The organism is Streptomyces sp. NPDC101152, assembly GCF_044768275.1.
Taxonomy (GTDB): domain Bacteria; phylum Actinomycetota; class Actinomycetes; order Streptomycetales; family Streptomycetaceae; genus Streptomyces.
This window is the reverse complement of sequence record NZ_JBIWPO010000025.1, coordinates 88,262-105,701: the sequence shown is the minus strand read 5'-3', so window position 1 is coordinate 105,701 and position 17,440 is coordinate 88,262. Positions and strand designations below refer to the sequence as shown.

Here is a 17,440-nt window from a genome sequence, read left to right as displayed (position 1 = left end):
GTAGTGTGCCCCGGTGACCACGCATTCGAACACACCTGCAGGCTGGTACCCGGATCCGCACGGGGCGCCCCAGACGCTCCGTTACTGGGACGGAGCCCAGTGGACCCAGCACACGCACGCCGAGCAGGCGGCTCAGCAGCAGGTGCCGCAGCAGCCCGCGGGCCCGGACCCGCAGGTGCGGCGTCAGGTGCAGCAGCAGGCCGGGGTCGCGGCCGGCGGCCCCGGTGGCGGCACGCTGTTCACCGAGCCGGTCCTGGTGGTCAACCAGAAGGCCAAGCTGATCGAGTTGACCAACGAGTACAAGGTCATGGACCAGAACGGCAACCAGATCGGCTCGGTGACCGAGGTCGGGCAGAGCGCGCTGAGGAAGGTGGCGCGGTTCGTCTCCAGCCTCGACCAGTTCATGACGCACCGGCTGGAGATCCGGGACGCCCACGGGCAGCCGCAGTTGGTGCTGACCCGGCCCGCGAAGGTGTTCAAGTCCCGGATGATCGTGTCGCGTCCGGACGGGTCGACGGTCGGTGAGATCGTTCAGCAGAACATGATCGGGAAGATCAACTTCGCGATGAACGTCGACGGGCAGCAGGTCGGCGCGATCAAGGCGGAGAACTGGCGGGCCTGGAACTTCGCGATCGTCGACCACGCCGAGAACGAGGTCGCCCGGATCACGAAGACGTGGGAGGGGCTCGCCAAGACCATGTTCACGACCGCGGACAACTATGTGCTGCAGATCCACTACCAGTTGCCCGAGCCGTTGTTGAGCCTGGTCGTGGCGACGGCGCTCACCGTCGACACCGCGCTCAAGCAGGACTCGCGCGGTCTCGGCTGACTGCTGTCAGAGTGAGGTGAGGTGCCCCGGGTCGACGGACTGCCGGGGCACCAGCGCCGGTTCGCGGGTGGCCGTCTCCGGTTTGAGGGCCAGCACCGCCGCCACCGGGTGCTCCTCGTCGGGCTCGACGGGGGTCGCACGGGTCAGCAGGACCACGCCCCGGGACGCGAGTGCCGCGCCCGCGAGGCCGAGCAGGACGCCCGCCGCACCGCCGCGCAGGCCCTGGCCCAGCAGTGTGAGGCCGATCACCGCGGCCGCCACCGGGTTGGACAGGGTCACCACCGCGAGGGGTGCGCCGAGGCCGCCGCGGTACGCGGTCTGCGACAGCAGCAGGCCGCCCACCGCGAAGGCGGCCACCAGGACCGCCACCAGGACGACCCGCACGCTCAGCACCGGGCCCGAGTGGTGGGTCGCCGCCACCGTCACCGTCTGGGTCAGCGCCGAGGCCACACCCGAGGCGAAGCCGGACGCCGTGGCGTGACGCAGGCCGGGACGGGCTCCCGGCCGCGCCAGCAGACCGATCAGCGCGGCCGTGGTGCCCGCGACCGCCACCGCCTCGGTCAGGCTCAGCACCTGCTCGGGCGCCGACCCCGACGCGGTGACCAGCAGCGCGGCAAGGCCGGCCAGGGTGAGCGCCGTACCCCGCCACTCGGTCGTGCTCACCCTGCGCCCGGCCGCCCGCGCCCCCATCGGCACCGCGGCGACGAGCGTCAGCGCGCCGAGGGGCTGGACGACCGTGAGCGGGCCGTACTTGAGGGCGACCACGTGCAGCAGGGCCGCGCCGGCGTTGAGGCCGACCGACGCCCACCAGGCGCCCGCAGCCAGCAGGCGCAGCATGCCGGTGTCCGCGCTGCGGGCGGCGAGCCGCTCCTGGGCGACGGCCGCGGCCGCGTAGGCGACGGCGGAGACCAGGGACAGGGCGACGGCGACGAGGGTGGCGGTCATCGGCCCGCTCCGACCAGGACGGTGTCGTCGGTGACGGGAGCGAGCTGTTCGGTGCCGCGACCGGCCGTGGTGACCGTGGCCTGCCGCGGGCGACGCGAGAGGGGGCTCTGCCCGGAGGAGGTCACGGGACGGATCAGGGCGAGCGCGGCGCCGAGCATCGCGGTGGCCGCGATCGCGTCGAGCCAGTAGTGGTTCGCGGTGCCGACGATCACCAGCAGCGTCACCAGCGGGTGCAGCAGCCACAGCCAGCGCAGGCGGGACCTGGTCGCCGCGATCAGGCCGATCGCCACCATCAGGGCCCAGCCGAAGTGCAGCGAGGGCATCGCCGCGAACTGGTTGGAGAGGTGGTCGGAGGAGGGCGGGCCGTACACCGAGGGGCCGTACACGTGCGCGGTGTCGACGAGGCCGGTGGCGGCCAGCATGCGCGGCGGCGCCAGCGGGAACACGAAGGGCAGCACCAGGGCCGCCGAGGTCACGGTGGCGAGCACCCGGCGGGCCCAGACGTAGTGCGCGGGGCGCCGCAGGTAGAGCCAGACCAGGAAGGCCACGGTGGCGGGGAAGTGGACGGTGGCGTAGTAGGTGTTCGCCACCCGCACCAGGGTGTCGCCGTGCAGCAGCAGGGACTGCACCGAGCCCTCGCCGGGGAGATGGACCGCTCGCTCGAACTCCCACACGTGCCGGGCGTTGTGCAGGGCCTCGCCGGTGTGGCCGGTCGCCAGCCGGCGGCCGAGCTTGTAGACGAGGAAGAGCCCTGCGACGAGCAGGAGCTCACGGACGAGCGGAGGCCGCGCTATTGCGCCGGTCTCCCCTTCTGCACGCTCGGTGCGGGCATTCATCCCCCGGCCCCTTCGCTGACGGTGGTGCGGTGTGCTGGTGTCGGGACCCCCGCGGGGGCCGGAACTCATCGGTACGCGAGCGTCCCGAAACGAAAGCGTTCCGATACGGGAGTGTACCGATACGGAGGCGTTCCGGTACACTGGCGTATCGATTGAGGAACACCACACCAGGTCCCGGGAATAAAGCCGGGATAAGGATGTGGAGGGGGCGCCGCCCGGAAGAACGCTCGGGAGAAGGGGAAGAGCACATGACGTCGCAGGCCGCGGACGGACCGGAGCCGGTCACCGCCTCGCGCCGCTCCAAGATCACGCCGGAGCGTGAGCAGGAGTTCTTCGACGCCGTGCTCGAACAGGTCCGCGAGTGCGGGTACGAGGCCGTGACCATGGAGGGCGTCGCCGCCAGCACCCGGTGCAGCAAGTCCACGCTGTACCGGCAGTGGCGGACCAAGCCCCAGTTCGTGGTGGCCGCCCTGCGCTCCCGCAGCAGCAAGCGTCTCGGCGGCATCGACACCGGGTCGCTCGCGGACGACCTGCGCGAGGCCGCCCGCGCCATCGGACGCTGGTCCAGCACCGACACCAAGCTGCTGCAGGCCCTCGGTCACGCCGTCACCCAGGACGCGGAGCTCGCCAAGGCGCTGCGGGAGGCGCTGGTCTACCCCGAGGTCGAGGCGCTGCGGGAGATCCTGCGGCGCGGCGTCGAGCGCGGCGAGGTCCCCGCCGACAACCCGGCGCTGGAGTTCATCCCCGCCCAGATGTTCGGCATCGTCCGGGCCCGCCCCGTCCTGGGCGAGGGGTACGCCGATCCCGACTACCTGGTCGGCTTCGTGGACGCCGCCGTACTGCCCGCCCTGGGCCTGACCTGAGACGCAGGCCGCCGTCCACGGGATGACTGGACGGTGACCTGTTCGCGCCGCACCGTGGGGACGGGGGCGGCGCGCACCCCCGGCCGGGTGGGGCTCCTCCTTGAGCGGAGGGGAGCCCCGCCCGGCCGGCCGTCGTCCGGGGACCGGCGTCAGATCTTCCGGCCGTCCCCGCCGCCGGTGGACACCTGGATGCCGCTGGTGATCTCGTCGATCACGGACTGCTTCTCGCCGACGTCGACGCCGAAGCGGACCACGACGATCTGCGAGGGGTCCGCGGGCGAAGGGAACGCCAGCGACTCGACGTAGCCGTCGGATCCCTTGCTGGTGACGGCCTTCCAGCGGACCAGATAGCCCTTCTGCCCGGCCACGGTGACAGCCTTGGACGCGAGCACGTCGTGCGAGGTGATCGAGCCGTAGCTCTTGCCGTAGGACTCCTGGGCGTTCGCCGCGATGTCGGCCTTCGCCACCGCCTCGGCCGTGCTGCCCGCCGTCTTCAGGACCGCGGCGGGCGCGGAGTACGCGCCGCCCTTCGTGCAGGTCTGGGAGGTGTCGCCGGGGCACTTGTAGGACTGGTCGGAGGTCACCGACGCGCCCACCGCGATCTGCTGCCCGTACCAGTCGGCCGGGATGGGCAGGCTGATGCCGCTGATCGGGTCGGTCACCGAACCGCTGCGTATCTTCGGTGCCTGGGACTGCCCCGGGCCGGGCGACTGACCGCCACCGGAACCGCCCGAGCCGCCCTGGCCGCCGCCCGGACCGCCCTGGCCGCCGAAGCCGCCCGGGCCGCCCGGACCCCGCTGCGAGCCGACGGTCCCGCCGCCCGAGCCGCCGTGACCGGTCAGCGCCCACACGCCCACGCCGATGCTCGCGAGCACCGCGGCGGCCACCGCGACCGCTATGCCCGTGCGCAGCCCGCGCCGCGGGGCGGCCGCCGGCTGGAACGGGTACTCCGGATAGCCGGGATACGCCGGGTACGCCGGAGCGGCCCCGGCCGCCGGCTGCTGCGCCGGGGGACCCCAAACGGCGGCCGACCCCGCGGGGCGGGTCTGGTCCGTCCATGCCTTGCCGTCCCACCAGCGTTCGGTGGCGGGACCCTCACTCGTCTGCCCCGGGTCGGGATACCACCCGGGAGGAGTCACCTGCGTCATGGCCCCACCGTATGAGGCGTCGGTGAAAGCGGGATGAGAGGATCCGGCCTCGGCGTTCGAGCCGGAGCTCCGCACCCGCTCGCCCCATAGCGCGGACGCGTCCCGCCTGTCCTCGTGTTGTCCCGAAGAAACCTTTGCTTCAACGACCTTTGACGATCTGTCGGCTCTACCGGGCCAGGTCACGGCCCCGGGCCGTCGCCCGTCCGTGCCGACCGTCACCCGTCACGGCAACAGCTGCCGGGACCGCCCTCCGCAGGCCGACGCCGGACGGCTACGCTCGAGGTCTGTACGTCGTTCGGGCGACTTGGGGAGGTAGCGGGATGACGGAGGTCGGGCCCACGGAGGCCGCCTCGGCTTCCCTGTGGGAGCGCGAAGACGAGGTCGCCGAAGTCGTGCGGGCGATCGACACACTGCGCGCCGACCGTGCCTCCTCTGGCAGCCTGCTGCTGATCCGGGGCGAGGCGGGCTTCGGCAAGACCGCACTGCTGGCCCGGACCCGGCGCATCGCCGAGGCTGGCGGCTGCACGGTCTGGTCGGCCCGCGGCGCCGAGACCCTGAGGTCCGTCCCCTTCAACGTGGTGCGCCAGTTGCTGCAGCCCGCGCTGATGTCGCTGCTGCCGGAGGAGGCCCGCGAGTACCTCGGCGACTGGTACGACGTGGCCGGCCCCGCCCTGGGCATCACCGAACCCGGCGAGCGCCAGGCCGACCCGCAGGGCGTGTGCGACGGCCTGGTCACCGCCGTCCGCAGGCTGGCCCGGCGCGACTGGCCGCTGGTGCTGCTGATCGACGACGCCCACTGGGCCGACCTGGAGACCCTGCGCTGGCTCGCCGCGTTCGCCGAACGGCTGGACGACCTGTCCGTCCTGGTCGTCGTCGCCCGGCGGCCCGGCGAGGTCGGCGGCGAGGGCGCCCGGCTCCTCGAGGCGGTCGCCGCCGCCGGCCGGCCCGCGGCCGTTCTCAACCCCCTCACCCCGGAGGCCACCGCCGGACTCACCCGCGCCACGCTCGGCGGCCACGCCGACGCCCCCTTCTGCCGCGAGGTGTGGGCCGTCACCGGCGGCAACCCGTACGAGACCGTCGAACTCCTCGCCAAGGTGCGCGACAGCGAGCTCGAGCCGACCGAGGCGGCGGCCGCCGAACTGCGCGCCCTGAACCGCTCGGCCCGCGGCGGCGGCCTCGTCGCCCGGCTGGAGGAACTCGGCATCGAGGCCACCCGGTTCGCCTGGGCGGCCGCCATCCTCGGCACCGGCATCTCCGTCGGCCTGGTCGCCCGCCTCGCCACCATGGACCACGACGACGCGGTGCGCTGCGCCCACCTGCTGCGCAACGCCCGCATCCTGACCGAGCCCGACCCCGCGAACCGCCAGGCGGACGACGGCGACCTGGTGTTCGTCCACCCGCTGATCCGCTCCGCCGTCTACAACTCCATCCCGGACGCCCTGCGGACGGCCATGCACGGCATCGCCGCCCAGATCATCACCGACTCGGGACTCGGCGCCGCGATGGCCTCCCGGCACCTGCTCCAGGTGCACCCGGACGACGACGAGGAAGTCGTCGAGCAGCTGCGCGAGGCCGCCCGCGAACACCTCGCCGTCGGCGCCCCGGACGCGGCCCGCCGCTGCCTGGAGCGCGCCCTGCGGGAACCGCCCCTCCCCGAGGTCCACGCGCGCGTCCTGTACGAACTGGGCTGTGCCACCCTCCTGACGGCCCCCGCCACCACCATCGGCCACCTCCGGTCCGCGCTCGGCATGCCCGGCCTCGACGGCGACGAGCGGGTGGACGCGGTCTTCCGCCTCTCCCAGGCGCTGCTGCACAACGACCAGTTGCAGGAGGCCGTCCGCACGGTCGAGGCGGAGGCGGCCCGGCACCGGGACGGTCCCGCGAAACTGCGGCTGCAGGCCGTCCAGTTCATGTGGGAGGGCATCTCCGGTGAGGCCGTCTCGGCGGACCGCTCCGAGCGGCTGGCGGCACTCGCCGCGACCTGCACCGGCCGTGACAACTCCGAGCGCGCCCTGCTCATGCTGCGCGGCTTCGACGCCCTCAACCGCGGCGAGAGCGCCGAGGAGGTCGCCGAGTTCTGCGACCGCTCCCTCGTCAACGGCCGCCTCGCCCCGGGACTCGGCTGGACCGACACCGAGTGGGGCATCGAACTCGGGCTGATGCTCGCCTGCTCCTACCTCTACACCGACCGTCTCGACCGCGCCGACAGCCTGTGCACCGAGGCCCTGCGCGCCTACGAGTCGGCCGGCTGGAGCGGCGGCCACCTCGCCCTGGCCCACGCCTACGTCGGCCTCGGGCACCGCAGGCGCGGCCGGCTGCGGGAGGCGGAGACCTCGCTGCGGGAAGCGGTACGGCTCGCCGAGCGGGTGGGCCGCGGACTGCCGCTGTACTGGACGGCGACCTGCAACCTCGTCGACACGCTGCTCGCCCGCGGCCATGTCGAGGAGGCCTGGGAGATCGCCGAACAGTTCGGTTTCGCGCCGCCCTACCCGTCCACCATCGTGGTGCCCGACCCGCGTTCCGTGCGCGGCCGGCTGCTGCTCGCCGTCGGCCGTACCAAGGACGGCGTCAACGAACTCGAGCAGGCCGAGAAGGCCGCCGCCGCGCGGGGCCGGCACAACCCGGTGCTCGTGCCCTGGGCCCTCGACCTCGCCCGCGCCCTCGCCACGGAGGACCCGTCCCGGGCGGCCCGGCTCGCCGTCGACGCCCGTCGGCACGCGGAGCGGTTCGGGACGGACACAGCGATCGGCGAGGCCCTGCGGTGCGCCGCCGCGCTGGAGACCGGACAGCGGGCGGTGCGGCTGGCCGCCCAGGCGGTGGCCTACCTCGAGGCCTCGCCGTGTCAGTACGAGCACGCGGCGGCGCGGGTGGAGTACGGGATCGCCGCACGGTCGGTGGCCGAGCTCAACCGCGGCCTGTCACTGGCCCGTTCGTGCGGCGCGGACGGGCTGGTGGCGCAGGCCCGGGAGGTGCTGGAGACCGGGCGGGGCCTGCGCTGAGATTCCCACCTGTCAACAACGCCCGTCAGTTTCGGACCTAGAGGGCCAGCAACTGGTCGGTGACGGCCGCCAGTCGCTTCTGCACGTCGCGGTCGTACGCCGCCTCGTGCGCCCGGGACGGGCGTGTGCCGTCGAAGTAGCCTCCCGTGCCCAGGTCCTGGGTCGCCAGGGCCAGCACACCGGGTGCTCCGTCGGCCACCGTGGTCCACGGGGTGACGCCGCCCTCGCGGACCATCGCGGTGTCCATGAAGGTCGCCGGGTGCAGGACGTTCACCGCGACGCCCGTGTCCGCCAACTCCTCGGCCAACGCGAAGGTGTGGGCCGCGAGGGCGAACTTGGCGCGGCAGTAGGCCGCGAAACCGGCGTAGCCGCGACGGAACTCGATGTCGTCGAAGTCGACGGGTTCCTGGCCGACCGAGCCGACGTTGACGACGCGCGCCGGTGTGTTCGCGCGCAGCACCGGCAGCAGGGCGCGGGTGAGCACCACCGGGGCCAGGTAGTCGACCGCCAGCCGCAGTTCGTGCCCGTCGGCGCTCAGCTCGCGTCCGCTCCCGGGGGCACCCGCTCCCACCCCGGCGTTGTTGATCAGCACGTCCAGGTCGGGATGCGCGCCGGCCACGTGCGCGCCCAGTTCGCGGACCCGCGCCAGCGAGGCGAGGTCGGCGACGAAGGCCTCCGCGTCGCCCTCCAGGCGCAGCTCCTCGACCAGCCGCTCGGTCCGGTCCGGGTCACGGCCGTGCGCGAGGACGACGTGCCCGGAGCGGACCAGCTCGAAGGCGAGGTACCGGCCGAGACCGGAGGTGGCGCCGGTGATGAGAATCGTGGACATGGCTCCACCGTAGGCACGCGCCGACGCCGGGTGCGAGATGCTGCTGGAGCTACGACCGCCAGGGTCACCCTTGGCTGTCGTCGCCCTCCTCGGCCAGCACCCGCTGGGCCGCCGCGAACGCCGAGTTCGCCGCCGGCACCCCGCAGTACACGGCCGTCTGGAGCAGCACCGCGCCGATCTCCTCCGGGGTGAGCCCGTTGCGCCGGGCCGCCCTCACGTGCATGGCCAGCTCCTCGTAGTGGCCGTGGGCGACCAGCGCGGTCAGGGTGATCATGCTGCGCTCGCGGCGCGAGAGGGTCGGGTCGGTCCAGATCTCGCCCCAGGCGTAACGCGAGATGAAGTCCTGGAAGCGGGCGGTGAAGGGCGTCTGGCGGGCCTGCGCACGGTCGACGTGCGCGTCCCCGAGCACCTCCCGCCGCACCTCCATGCCCCGCCGCGCGCCCGCGCCGAGGTGCGTGCGCAGCGCCGTCAGCACGGCGTTCGGGCACTGCGCGGGCGCCAGGTGGGCCGCGCCCGGGAGCTCGACGAGCGCCGCGCCCGGCACGGCGTCCGCGATCTCCCGCAGGTGGGGCGGCGGTGTCGCCCGGTCCTCGCGGCCGGCGATCAGCAGCGTGCGCGCGGAGATCTCCGGGAGCCGGTCCCGCAGGTCGAAGGCGGCCAGTGCGTCACAGCAGGCGGCGTACGCCTCGGGGTCGGCGGCAGCCTGGTCCCGTACCAGTTCCGGGACGGTGAAACCGGGAGTGAACCAGCGTGCGTCGGCGCTCTCCACCAGCCACTCGAGTCCCTCCCGCCGGACCCGCTCGGCCCGCTCCTGCCAGGGCTTCGCCCCGTCGAAGTGGGACGAGGAGCAGATCACCGCCAGCGAGGTGACCCGCTCGGGGTGGTGCACGGCGAGATGCAGGCCGACGGCACCGCCGAGCGACACACCGGCGTAGGCGAACCGCTCGATGCCGAGCGAGTCGGCGAGCGCCAGCACCAGGTCGGCGAGGTCACCGACGCTCGCCCCGGGACCGATCAGATCGGCCGCCGAACCGCCGTGCCCCGGCAGGTCCCAGCGGACGACCCGGTGGGTGATGGACAGTTCGGGCGCCACCTTGTCCCACAGGGCGTACGAGGTGCCCAGCGAGGGCCCGAGCAGCAGCGGGGGAGCCGAAGTGGGCCCCTCGGCACGATGGTTGAGGACTTTCCCGGTCAACGTCGCTCCAGGGCACGGTCGGTGAGGGCTCCGGCGGAGCCGGTGTAGCGGGCGGGGTCGGTGGCCTCGTCGAGGTCGACGTCCTTCAACCGGGGTTCGGTGGCGAGGAGTTCGCCGAGCGACCGGCCCTCGGCGTAGGCGCGCCGGGCCAGTTCCGTGATCAGGGTCCTGGCCTCGGCGCGCCCGAGCCGGGCGGCCAGTGTGGCGGACAGTCGCTCGGAGACGATCAACCCGTGGGTGAGACCCAGGTGTTCGCGCATGGCCTCCGCGTTCACCCGCAGCTCCTCGGCCAGTTCGGCCGCGTCCCGGGCGGCTCCGCCGACCAGCCGCAGCAGGTCCCGCAGCGGCTCCCACTCGGCGTGCCAGGCCCCGGCGGGCCGCTCGTCCTCCGCCGCCAGGGACGCGTACAGGGTGGCCGCGAGCTGCGGCGCCCGCCGGGCGGCGGACGCGATCAGCGTGGACCGTACGGGATTGGCCTTGTGCGGCATGGCCGACGAACCGCCCCCGCTGCCCTCCGCGAGCTCCGCGATCTCGGTACGGCCGAGCACCAGCACGTCCGCGGCCACCTTGCCCAGCGCCCCGGCGGCGAAGGCCAGACAGCCGGCGAGGTCGGCGACGGGGGTGCGCAGGGTGTGCCAGGGCAGCAGCGGCTCCTGGAGGCCGAGTTCACCGGCGAAGGCGGCCGTCAGGGCCCGGGTGTCCTCGGTGCCGTAGGCGGTGAAGGCCGCCAAGGTCCCGGCCGCGCCGCCCAGTTGGGCGGGCAGCCCGTCCCGCACGGTTCTGGTCCGGTCCCGTGCGTCGAGCACCAGGGAGCGCCAGCCGGCCGCCTTCAGCCCGAACGTCGTCGGCACGGCGTGCTGGGTGAGCGTGCGTCCGGGCATCGCGGTGTCGCGGTGCTCGGCGGCCAGCCGGGCCAGCGCCCGCCCGGTGCGGGCGAGGTCGCCGAGGATCAGGTCCAGGGTGCGCACGGCGACCAGCATCAGGGCCGTGTCCATGATGTCCTGACTGGTCGCGCCCCGGTGGACGTAGGGGCCGTACTCCTCGCCCACGGCCCGCGTCAGGTCGGCGACCAGCGGGATGACCGGGTTGCCGCCCAAGCGGGCGCGCTCGGCGAGGGAGCGCACGTCGAAGCGGTCGGCGTCGGCCGCCTCGGTCACCGCTGCCGACGCCTCGTGCGGGGCGAGGTCCAGGGCGGCCTGGGCGCGGGTGAGGGCCGCCTCCGCGTCGAGCAGGGCCTGGAGGAAGGCGCTGTCGGAGGTCGCGGCGGCGGCCGGGGAGCCTGCCCACCCGGGGGCGAGCAGGCCTGCGGCGTCGGGATCGGCAGAGGTCACGTGAACTCCAGGAAGACCGTCTCGCCTTCGCCCTGAAGGCGGATGTCGAAACGGTAGGTGCCCCGGCCCTCGTCCCGCGCGACCAGCGTGTCGCGCCGCTGAACGTCCAGCCGGGCGAGCAGCGGGTCGGCCGCCAGCGCGGCCTCGTCGCCCGGCAGGTAGATCCGGGTGAACAGGTGCACCAGCAGCCCGCGCGCGAACACGCACACGCTGATGTACGGGGCACTGCGCCCGCGGGCGCCCGGCCGCAGCGTGCGCGCGTACCAGTGGCCGTCGGCGTCCGTCTGGACGCGCCCCCAGCCGGTGAACTCCACGCCGTTGCGGCCCAGATAGCCGCCGGTCGCCGGGTCGCGCCGGATCGAACCGTCGGCGGTCGGCACGTTGCCGTCCGGGTCGGCGCCCCACAGCTCCAGGAAGGCGTCCGGCAGCGGCTTTCCCTCGCCGTCGAGGACGTACCCGTGGACGGTGACGGTGTCCGGGTGCCCGACGGGCGCGATCTCCTCGCCGCCACGGAAGGGCAACGCGTACCCGTAGAAGGGACCCACCGTGTGCGACGGGGTGGGCAGCACGTTCTCCGGCCTGCTGGTGTCGATCTTCGTCATGGCGGGTCAGCGTCCTTCTTCGATCCAGGTGGCGTTCGGGCCGTCCAGCACGATGTCCCAGTGGTAGCCCATCGAGAACTCCGGTACGGACAGGCCGTGGTCGTACGTGGCGACCAGCCGCTGCCGCGCCGCGTCGTCCGTCACCGACTGGATGATCGGGTCGTAGGGGAACAGCGGGTCGCTCGGGAAGTACATCTGGGTCACCAGCCGCTGCGTGAACGCGGTCCCGAACATGGAGAAGTGGATGTGGGCCGGCCGCCAGGCGTTGACGTGGTTGCGCCAGGGATAGGGCCCGGGCTGGATCGTCGTGAAGTGGTAGCGGCCCTCGGCGTCCGTGATCGTACGGCCGACGCCCGTGAAGTTCGGGTCCAGCGGCGCGTCGTGCTGCTCGCGCTGGTGGGCGTAGCGGCCCGCGGAGTTGGCCTGCCAGATCTCGACGAGCTGGCCGCGCACGGGCTTGCCGTGGCGGTCGAGCAGCCGGCCGGAGACCGTGATGCGCTCGCCGATCGGCTCGCCCCGGTGGTGTCGGGTGAGGTCGTTGTCGATCTCGGTGATGTCGCGCTCGCCGAAGGCGGGGGAGTGCAGCTCCACCAGCTCCGGGTCCTTGCTGACGTCGATGGAGACCGGCGGCTGCTTGGGGTGGCGCAGCACCGAGGAGCGGTACGGCGCGTAGTCGCGGCGCGGGTGGTGCTCGACGGGCGCGCCGTCGGCGACCCGCTTCTCGTACGCGGCGTGCTCGGCCGCGATCTCCTGGTCGATGTCGTGCTGGGTGAGGGTCATGGCGGGTTCCCCGGCTAACTAATCAGGGCACTGAGTATTTTGGTGACGTTTCCTTCACGCTGCCATCCGGGCCGTCCGACGTCAAGACCTCGAAAAAGGTCGAGGTCGACCGTGACGCGCAGGCTGAAGACAGCGGAGAAGGCGGCGGGTATCGTTCAGTGCACCAACGAATTCGACTGGGGAGCGCAGATGGCAGCGGTGGACCTCACCACCCACCCCGGGCATCTCGCCCGGCGGCTGCAGCAGGCCCACTACCTGCTGTGGAACACGATGGTCTCGGAGGAGATCACCTCGCCGCAGTTCGCGGTCCTCAACGCGCTGGTCGCCGAGCCGGGCCTGGACCAGCGCACGGTGGGGGAGCGGGTCGGGCTCGACCGGTCCACCATCGCCGAGGTGATCAGCCGGCTCGGCAGGCGCGGCCTGCTCGACAAGGTGCGCGACCCGCAGGACGGCCGCCGCTTCCTGCTGCGTCTGACGGAGGACGGCGTGCGCACCCACCGCAAGCTGACCGTGCGCACCGCCCGGATGAACCAGGTCTTCCTCGCCCCGCTGTCCGCCGCCGAGCAGGCGGTGTTCTTCGACCTGATCCAGCGGGTCGCGGACGCGGCCGAGGAACTGCGCAACCCGGCGGAACCCCTGATCACGCAGGGCTGAGTCCGTCGCGCCGGTCAGGAGGCCGGCGTGAACACCACCCACACCTGTCTCTTCGCGAAGTCGACGGGCCTGCCGTCGCCGGTCGTGAAGTCCGTGCCGTCCGTGTCCCGGGCGCGCTTCCAGCCGACGTCGTAGGCCTTGCCGTCGCGCAGCACCGTCGCCCGGCCGGAGCCGACCGTCTCGGTGAAGGGGGTGGCGTTGCCGAGGAAGTCGTGGAAGCGGGACCCGCGCACCCGCACGTACTGCACGACGACCGTCGCCGGGGTCACCGGCTGGCCGTCCGCCGTGACACTCGGCGTGCCGTCCATCGCGACATGCCAGCCGTGACGGCCGCCGGACCAGGTGAAGGTGAAGCGGGCGGCGGGGTGGCGCACGGTGAGCGAGGTATCGGGTCGGCCGCCGGCGGGTGCGGCGCCGTAGCGGAAACCGTTGGTGAGCGCGCCGGGGCCGGGCGCCGAACGCATCAGGCGGGCTGGGTGGAGGTACAGGTTGTGCGGCGCCGCCCGGGTGCTGCCGCGGACGTAGGCGGCGGAGGCCTTGACCGGCGGTTCTGCCCTGAGCGGGGCCTTGTCGATCAGCGGCAGCAGTTCGCTCTGGGCGCCGGAGAAGGCGAGCGTCGGGTCGTCGTACTGGCGCTGCCGGGCGTCCGTCGCGTTGTCGATCTTCACGGCGAGGACGTGGCCGGGGCTCGCGGTGCTCCTTGCCGGAGCCGGGGTGATCTGCGCGGGGCTCGGTGCCTTCGTCCGGCCCCGTCCGTCGTCCCCGTGATGCTGTCCCGTGCAGCCCGCCGCGAGCGCGGCCGTCGCCACGGCGGCCGGCAGCGCCCCGGTCAGCGACATCGGTGGCCATACCCGCCCGGTCGCGACCGGGCCCGTCGGAAGCGCCGAACGACGGCGAACGACTCCGAACGGCCGACGGCGTGGTGCTTCGGCGCACAGGCCTCGGGTACCCGGGGCTGACCGTGCCACCGGAGACCCGACGCGACGGAGGGAGCACCACGCGATGAAGGCTGTGACCTGGCAGGGCAAGCGGGACGTACGGGTGGAGGACGTGCCCGATCCGAAGATCCAGGAGCCGACCGACGCGATCATCCGCGTCACGTCCTCGGGACTGTGCGGCTCCGACCTGCATCTGTACGAGGTCCTCACCCCGTTCATGACACCGGGCGACATCCTCGGACACGAACCCATGGGCATCGTCGAGGAGGTGGGCCCCGGGGTGCCGGACCTCGCGGCGGGCGACCGGGTGGTGGTGCCGTTCCAGATCGCCTGCGGCAACTGCTGGATGTGCCTGACCGGGCTGCCCACCCAGTGCGAGACCACCCAGGTCACCAGCGAGGGCATGGGCGCCGCCCTGTTCGGCTACACCCGGCTCTACGGTGCCGTGCCGGGCGCCCAGGCCGAGTACCTGCGCGTCCCGCAGGCCCAGTTCGGCCCGATCAAGGTGCCCGAGGGCCCGCCGGACGACCGGTTCGTCTACCTCTCCGACGTGCTGCCCACCGCCTGGCAGGCGGTCGAGTACGCGGGCGTTCCGGAGGGCGGCAGCGTCGCCGTGCTGGGGCTCGGACCGATCGGCGACATGGCCTGCCGGGTGGCCCAGGAGCGCGGCGCCGGGCGGGTGTTCGGCGTGGACCTGGTGAGCGACCGGCTGCGCCGGGCCCGTGCGCGGGGCGTGGAGACGTACAACCTGAGGAACTTCGACAGCGAGAAGGAACTGGTCGAGGCGATCCGTGACGAGACCGACGGACGCGGTCCCGACGCCGTGATCGACGCGGTCGGCACCGAGGCGCACGGCAGCGTGGCCGCCCGCCTCGCCCAGCAGGCCTCGACCCTGCTGCCGCGCAAACTCAGCGGCCCCTTCGCCGAGCGCTTCAGCGTCGACCGGCTCGCCGCCCTCTACACCGCGATCGACCTGGTGCGCCGCGGCGGCACCCTCTCGCTCACCGGTGTCTACGGCGGCATGGCCGACCCGCTGCCCCTGCTGACCCTGTTCGACAAGCAGGTCCAGATCCGCATGGGCCAGGCCAACGTGCGCCGCTGGAGCGACGACATCATGCCGTACCTGACCGACGAGGACCGGCTCGGCGTCGACGACTTCGCCACCCACCACGTGCCGCTCACCGAGGCGCCCCACGCGTACGAGATGTTCCAGAAGAAGCAGGACGGCGCCGTGAAGGTGCTGATGCGGCCCTGAGTCAGCCGGGGGAGCCGAGGATCTCGTCCAGGTCATAGCGCACCGGCTCCTCCAGCTGGGCGTAGGTGCAGCTCTCCGGGGTCCGGTCCGGGCGCCAGCGGCGGAAGCGGGCGGTGTGCCGGAAGCGGGCCCCGTTCTCCATGTGGTCGTACGCCACCTCGACCACCCGCTCCGGCCGCAGCGGCACCCACGACAGGTCCTTCTTGCCCGACCAGCGGCTCGGTGCCCCCGGCAGCCGGGCCGTCTCGTGCGCCGCCTCCTCGGACCAGGCCGCCCAGGGATGCCCCACGACGTCGTCCATCTTCAGCGGCTCCAGTTCCGCGACCAGCTCGGCCCGCTGTCTCATCGGGAAGGCCGCGGACACGCCCACGTGCTGCAGGCGGCCCTCGTCGTCGTAGAGCCCGAGCAGCAGCGAACCGACGACGGGCCCGCTCTTGTGCCAGCGGTAGCCCGCCACCACGACGTCCGCCGTCCGCTCGTGCTTGATCTTGAACATGGCGCGCTCGTCCTGGCGGTAGCGCAGGGTGAGCGGCTTGGCGATGACGCCGTCGAGACCGGCCCCCTCATACTGTTCGAACCAGCTCTGTGCCACCTCTATGTCGGTCGTCGCCGGCGCGAGATGGACCGGCGGGGTCACGCCGTCCAGTGCCCTGGCCAGCAGCGCCCGCCGGTCGGTCAGCTCCACGTCCGTCAGCGCCTCGTCCCCCAGCGCGAGGAGGTCGAAGGCCACGAACGACGCGGGGGTCCGCTCGGCGAGCATCCGCACCCGGGAGTCCGCCGGGTGGATGCGCTCGGTCAGCGCGTCGAAGTCGAGCCGTCCCTCGCGGGCGATGACGATCTCCCCGTCCACTACGCACCGCTGCGGCACCCGCTCCCGCAGCGCCGCCACCAGCTCCGGGAAGTACCTGGTCAGCGGTTTTCCGGTACGGCTGCCCAGCTCGACCTCGGCGCCGTCGCGGAACACGATCGCCCGGAACCCGTCCCACTTGGCCTCGTACTGCATGCCCGGCGGGATCTTCGCCACCGACTTGGCGAGCATCGGCTTCACGGGCGGCATCACCGGCAGATCCATGAGTCCGATTCTGCGCGCTCACATCACCTCTCGCCCGGTGTGCGAGGTGTGCGCGGTGCGCCTACCGTGGCCGCATGGGTGCAGCGGTGGAACTGGAGGCGGGCGGCCGCACGGTCCGGCTTTCCAGCCCGGACAAGGTCTTCTTCCCCGAGCGCGGTTTCACCAAGCTGGACCTCGCCCGGTACTACATCGCCGTCGGCCCCGGCATCCTGCGCGCCCTGCGCGACCGCCCCACCACCCTGGAGCGCTATCCCGAGGGCGTGACCGGCGAGTCCTTCTTCCAGAAGCGCGCGCCGAAGAACATGCCCGACTGGATCCCGACCGCCCACATCACCTTCCCCAGCGGCCGCAGCGCCGACGAGATGTGCCCCACCGAGGAGGCCGCCGTGCTGTGGGCCGCCCAGTTCGGCACGCTCACCTTCCACCCCTGGCCGGTGCGCCGCGACGACGTGGACCGCCCCGACGAACTCCGCATCGACCTCGACCCCCAGCCCGGCACCGACTACGACGACGCCGTCCGCGCCGCTCACGAACTACGGGCCGTCCTCGATGAGTTCGGCGGCCTCACCGGCTTCCCCAAGACCTCGGGCGGCCGCGGCCTGCACGTCTTCGTGCCGATCGAACCGCGCTGGACCTTCACCCAGGTGCGTCGCGCCGCCATCGCCGTGGGCCGCGAACTGGAACGCCGGATGCCGGACCACGTGACGATCAAGTGGTGGAAGGAGGAGCGGGGCGAGAAGATCTTCATCGACTACAACCAGACCGCCCGCGACCGCACCATCGCCTCCGCCTACTCCGTACGCCCCCGCCCGCACGCCCCCGTCTCCGCGCCCCTGCGCTGGGAGGAGGTCGGCGTCGCGCACCCCCGGGACTTCGACATCGCCACGATGCCCGCGCGCTTCGCCGAACTCGGCGACGTGCACGCGGACATGGACGACCACCGCTACTCCCTGGAGCCCCTGCTGGAACTGGCCCGCCGCGACGAACACGACCACGGCCTCGGCGACCTGCCGTACCCACCGGAATACCCCAAGATGCCGGGGGAGCCCAAGCGGGTTCAGCCGAGCCGGGCGAGGAAGGACGGGTCCGCGGGCGCCTGATCGGGCAGTCGTTCCTGAAAGCCGTTGCGCCGAACCGAGAGCGCTCTCACGTGGTCGGACGGCC

Annotated in this window: 16 protein-coding genes; 6 read left to right on the top strand and 10 right to left on the bottom strand. The window is 73.0% G+C overall.

Annotation, left to right across the window (positions count from 1 at the left end):
• Positions 1 to 13 precede the first annotated feature (13 nt).
• Positions 14 to 829: a phospholipid scramblase-related protein gene (locus ACIRVK_RS28150; RefSeq protein ID WP_404251799.1), complete on the top strand. Its 816-nt coding sequence runs from the start codon at positions 14 to 16 to the stop codon at positions 827 to 829.
• A 6-nt stretch (positions 830 to 835) separates the two neighbouring features.
• Here the strand turns inward: ACIRVK_RS28150 and ACIRVK_RS28145 are convergent, their stop codons facing one another.
• Together ACIRVK_RS28145 and ACIRVK_RS28140 are read right to left on the bottom strand one after the other, a co-directional pair.
• Positions 836 to 1,774, bottom strand: a complete 939-nt coding sequence (locus ACIRVK_RS28145) for a hypothetical protein (RefSeq protein ID WP_404251797.1) — start codon at positions 1,772 to 1,774, stop codon at positions 836 to 838.
• Positions 1,771 to 2,610, bottom strand: a complete 840-nt coding sequence (locus ACIRVK_RS28140) for a phosphatase PAP2 family protein (RefSeq protein WP_404251795.1) — start codon at positions 2,608 to 2,610, stop codon at positions 1,771 to 1,773. The genes ACIRVK_RS28145 and ACIRVK_RS28140 overlap by 4 nt, the downstream gene beginning before the upstream one ends.
• 248 nt (positions 2,611 to 2,858) lie before the next feature.
• Between ACIRVK_RS28140 and ACIRVK_RS28135 the strand changes: the two genes are divergently transcribed.
• Positions 2,859 to 3,473: a TetR/AcrR family transcriptional regulator C-terminal ligand-binding domain-containing protein gene (locus tag ACIRVK_RS28135; protein ID WP_404251793.1), complete on the top strand. Its 615-nt coding sequence runs from the start codon at positions 2,859 to 2,861 to the stop codon at positions 3,471 to 3,473.
• 149 nt (positions 3,474 to 3,622) lie between these two features.
• Here the strand turns inward: ACIRVK_RS28135 and ACIRVK_RS28130 are convergent, their stop codons facing one another.
• Positions 3,623 to 4,621, bottom strand: a complete 999-nt coding sequence (locus tag ACIRVK_RS28130; protein WP_404251791.1) for a DUF2510 domain-containing protein — start codon at positions 4,619 to 4,621, stop codon at positions 3,623 to 3,625.
• 320 nt (positions 4,622 to 4,941) lie between these two features.
• Here ACIRVK_RS28130 and ACIRVK_RS28125 point away from each other — a divergent pair, with 320 nt between their 5' ends.
• Entirely contained in the window at positions 4,942 to 7,620 is a 2,679-nt protein-coding gene (locus ACIRVK_RS28125; RefSeq protein ID WP_404251789.1) for an ATP-binding protein, read from the top strand.
• Positions 7,621 to 7,657: 37 nt separating this feature from the next.
• On the opposite strand, the gene ACIRVK_RS28120 is transcribed toward ACIRVK_RS28125, so the two are convergent.
• The 5 genes from ACIRVK_RS28120 to pcaH form a co-directional block, all read right to left on the bottom strand.
• On the bottom strand, positions 7,658 to 8,449 hold the full coding sequence (locus ACIRVK_RS28120; protein WP_404251787.1) for an SDR family NAD(P)-dependent oxidoreductase: 792 nt from the start codon (positions 8,447 to 8,449) through the stop codon (positions 7,658 to 7,660).
• A gap of 64 nt (positions 8,450 to 8,513) precedes the next feature.
• Positions 8,514 to 9,644, bottom strand: a complete 1,131-nt coding sequence (pcaD, locus tag ACIRVK_RS28115) for a 3-oxoadipate enol-lactonase (protein ID WP_404251785.1) — start codon at positions 9,642 to 9,644, stop codon at positions 8,514 to 8,516.
• On the bottom strand, positions 9,641 to 10,975 hold the full coding sequence (gene pcaB, locus ACIRVK_RS28110; protein WP_404251783.1) for a 3-carboxy-cis,cis-muconate cycloisomerase: 1,335 nt from the start codon (positions 10,973 to 10,975) through the stop codon (positions 9,641 to 9,643). The genes pcaD and pcaB overlap by 4 nt, the downstream gene beginning before the upstream one ends.
• Positions 10,972 to 11,577, bottom strand: a complete 606-nt coding sequence (pcaG, locus tag ACIRVK_RS28105; RefSeq protein WP_404251781.1) for a protocatechuate 3,4-dioxygenase subunit alpha — start codon at positions 11,575 to 11,577, stop codon at positions 10,972 to 10,974. Before pcaG ends, pcaB begins: the two co-directional genes overlap by 4 nt.
• A 6-nt stretch (positions 11,578 to 11,583) precedes the next feature.
• On the bottom strand, positions 11,584 to 12,357 hold the full coding sequence (pcaH, locus tag ACIRVK_RS28100; RefSeq protein WP_404251779.1) for a protocatechuate 3,4-dioxygenase subunit beta: 774 nt from the start codon (positions 12,355 to 12,357) through the stop codon (positions 11,584 to 11,586).
• Between the two features lie 189 nt (positions 12,358 to 12,546).
• On the opposite strand from pcaH, the gene ACIRVK_RS28095 reads away from it, so the two are divergent.
• Positions 12,547 to 13,011, top strand: coding sequence for a MarR family winged helix-turn-helix transcriptional regulator (locus ACIRVK_RS28095; protein ID WP_404251850.1), 465 nt, complete (start codon positions 12,547 to 12,549; stop codon positions 13,009 to 13,011).
• A gap of 14 nt (positions 13,012 to 13,025) precedes the next feature.
• On the opposite strand, the gene ACIRVK_RS28090 is transcribed toward ACIRVK_RS28095, so the two are convergent.
• A complete protein-coding gene (locus ACIRVK_RS28090; RefSeq protein WP_404251777.1) occupies positions 13,026 to 13,850 on the bottom strand; it encodes a DUF3048 C-terminal domain-containing protein in 825 nt (274 codons plus the stop codon).
• Positions 13,851 to 14,013: 163 nt separating this feature from the next.
• On the opposite strand from ACIRVK_RS28090, the gene ACIRVK_RS28085 reads away from it, so the two are divergent.
• Complete coding sequence (locus ACIRVK_RS28085) at positions 14,014 to 15,204, top strand: zinc-dependent alcohol dehydrogenase (protein ID WP_404251775.1); 1,191 nt, start codon at positions 14,014 to 14,016, stop codon at positions 15,202 to 15,204.
• Between the two features lies 1 nt (position 15,205).
• Here ACIRVK_RS28085 and ACIRVK_RS28080 read toward each other — a convergent pair whose 3' ends face one another.
• Positions 15,206 to 16,276 carry an ATP-dependent DNA ligase gene (locus ACIRVK_RS28080; RefSeq protein ID WP_404251773.1) on the bottom strand — a complete coding sequence of 357 codons (1,071 nt, stop codon included), beginning with the start codon at positions 16,274 to 16,276 and terminating at the stop codon, positions 15,206 to 15,208.
• A gap of 74 nt (positions 16,277 to 16,350) precedes the next feature.
• On the opposite strand from ACIRVK_RS28080, the gene ligD reads away from it, so the two are divergent.
• Positions 16,351 to 17,376, top strand: coding sequence for a non-homologous end-joining DNA ligase (gene ligD / locus ACIRVK_RS28075; RefSeq protein WP_404251771.1), 1,026 nt, complete (start codon positions 16,351 to 16,353; stop codon positions 17,374 to 17,376).
• The last annotated feature ends 64 nt before the right edge of the window (positions 17,377 to 17,440 follow it).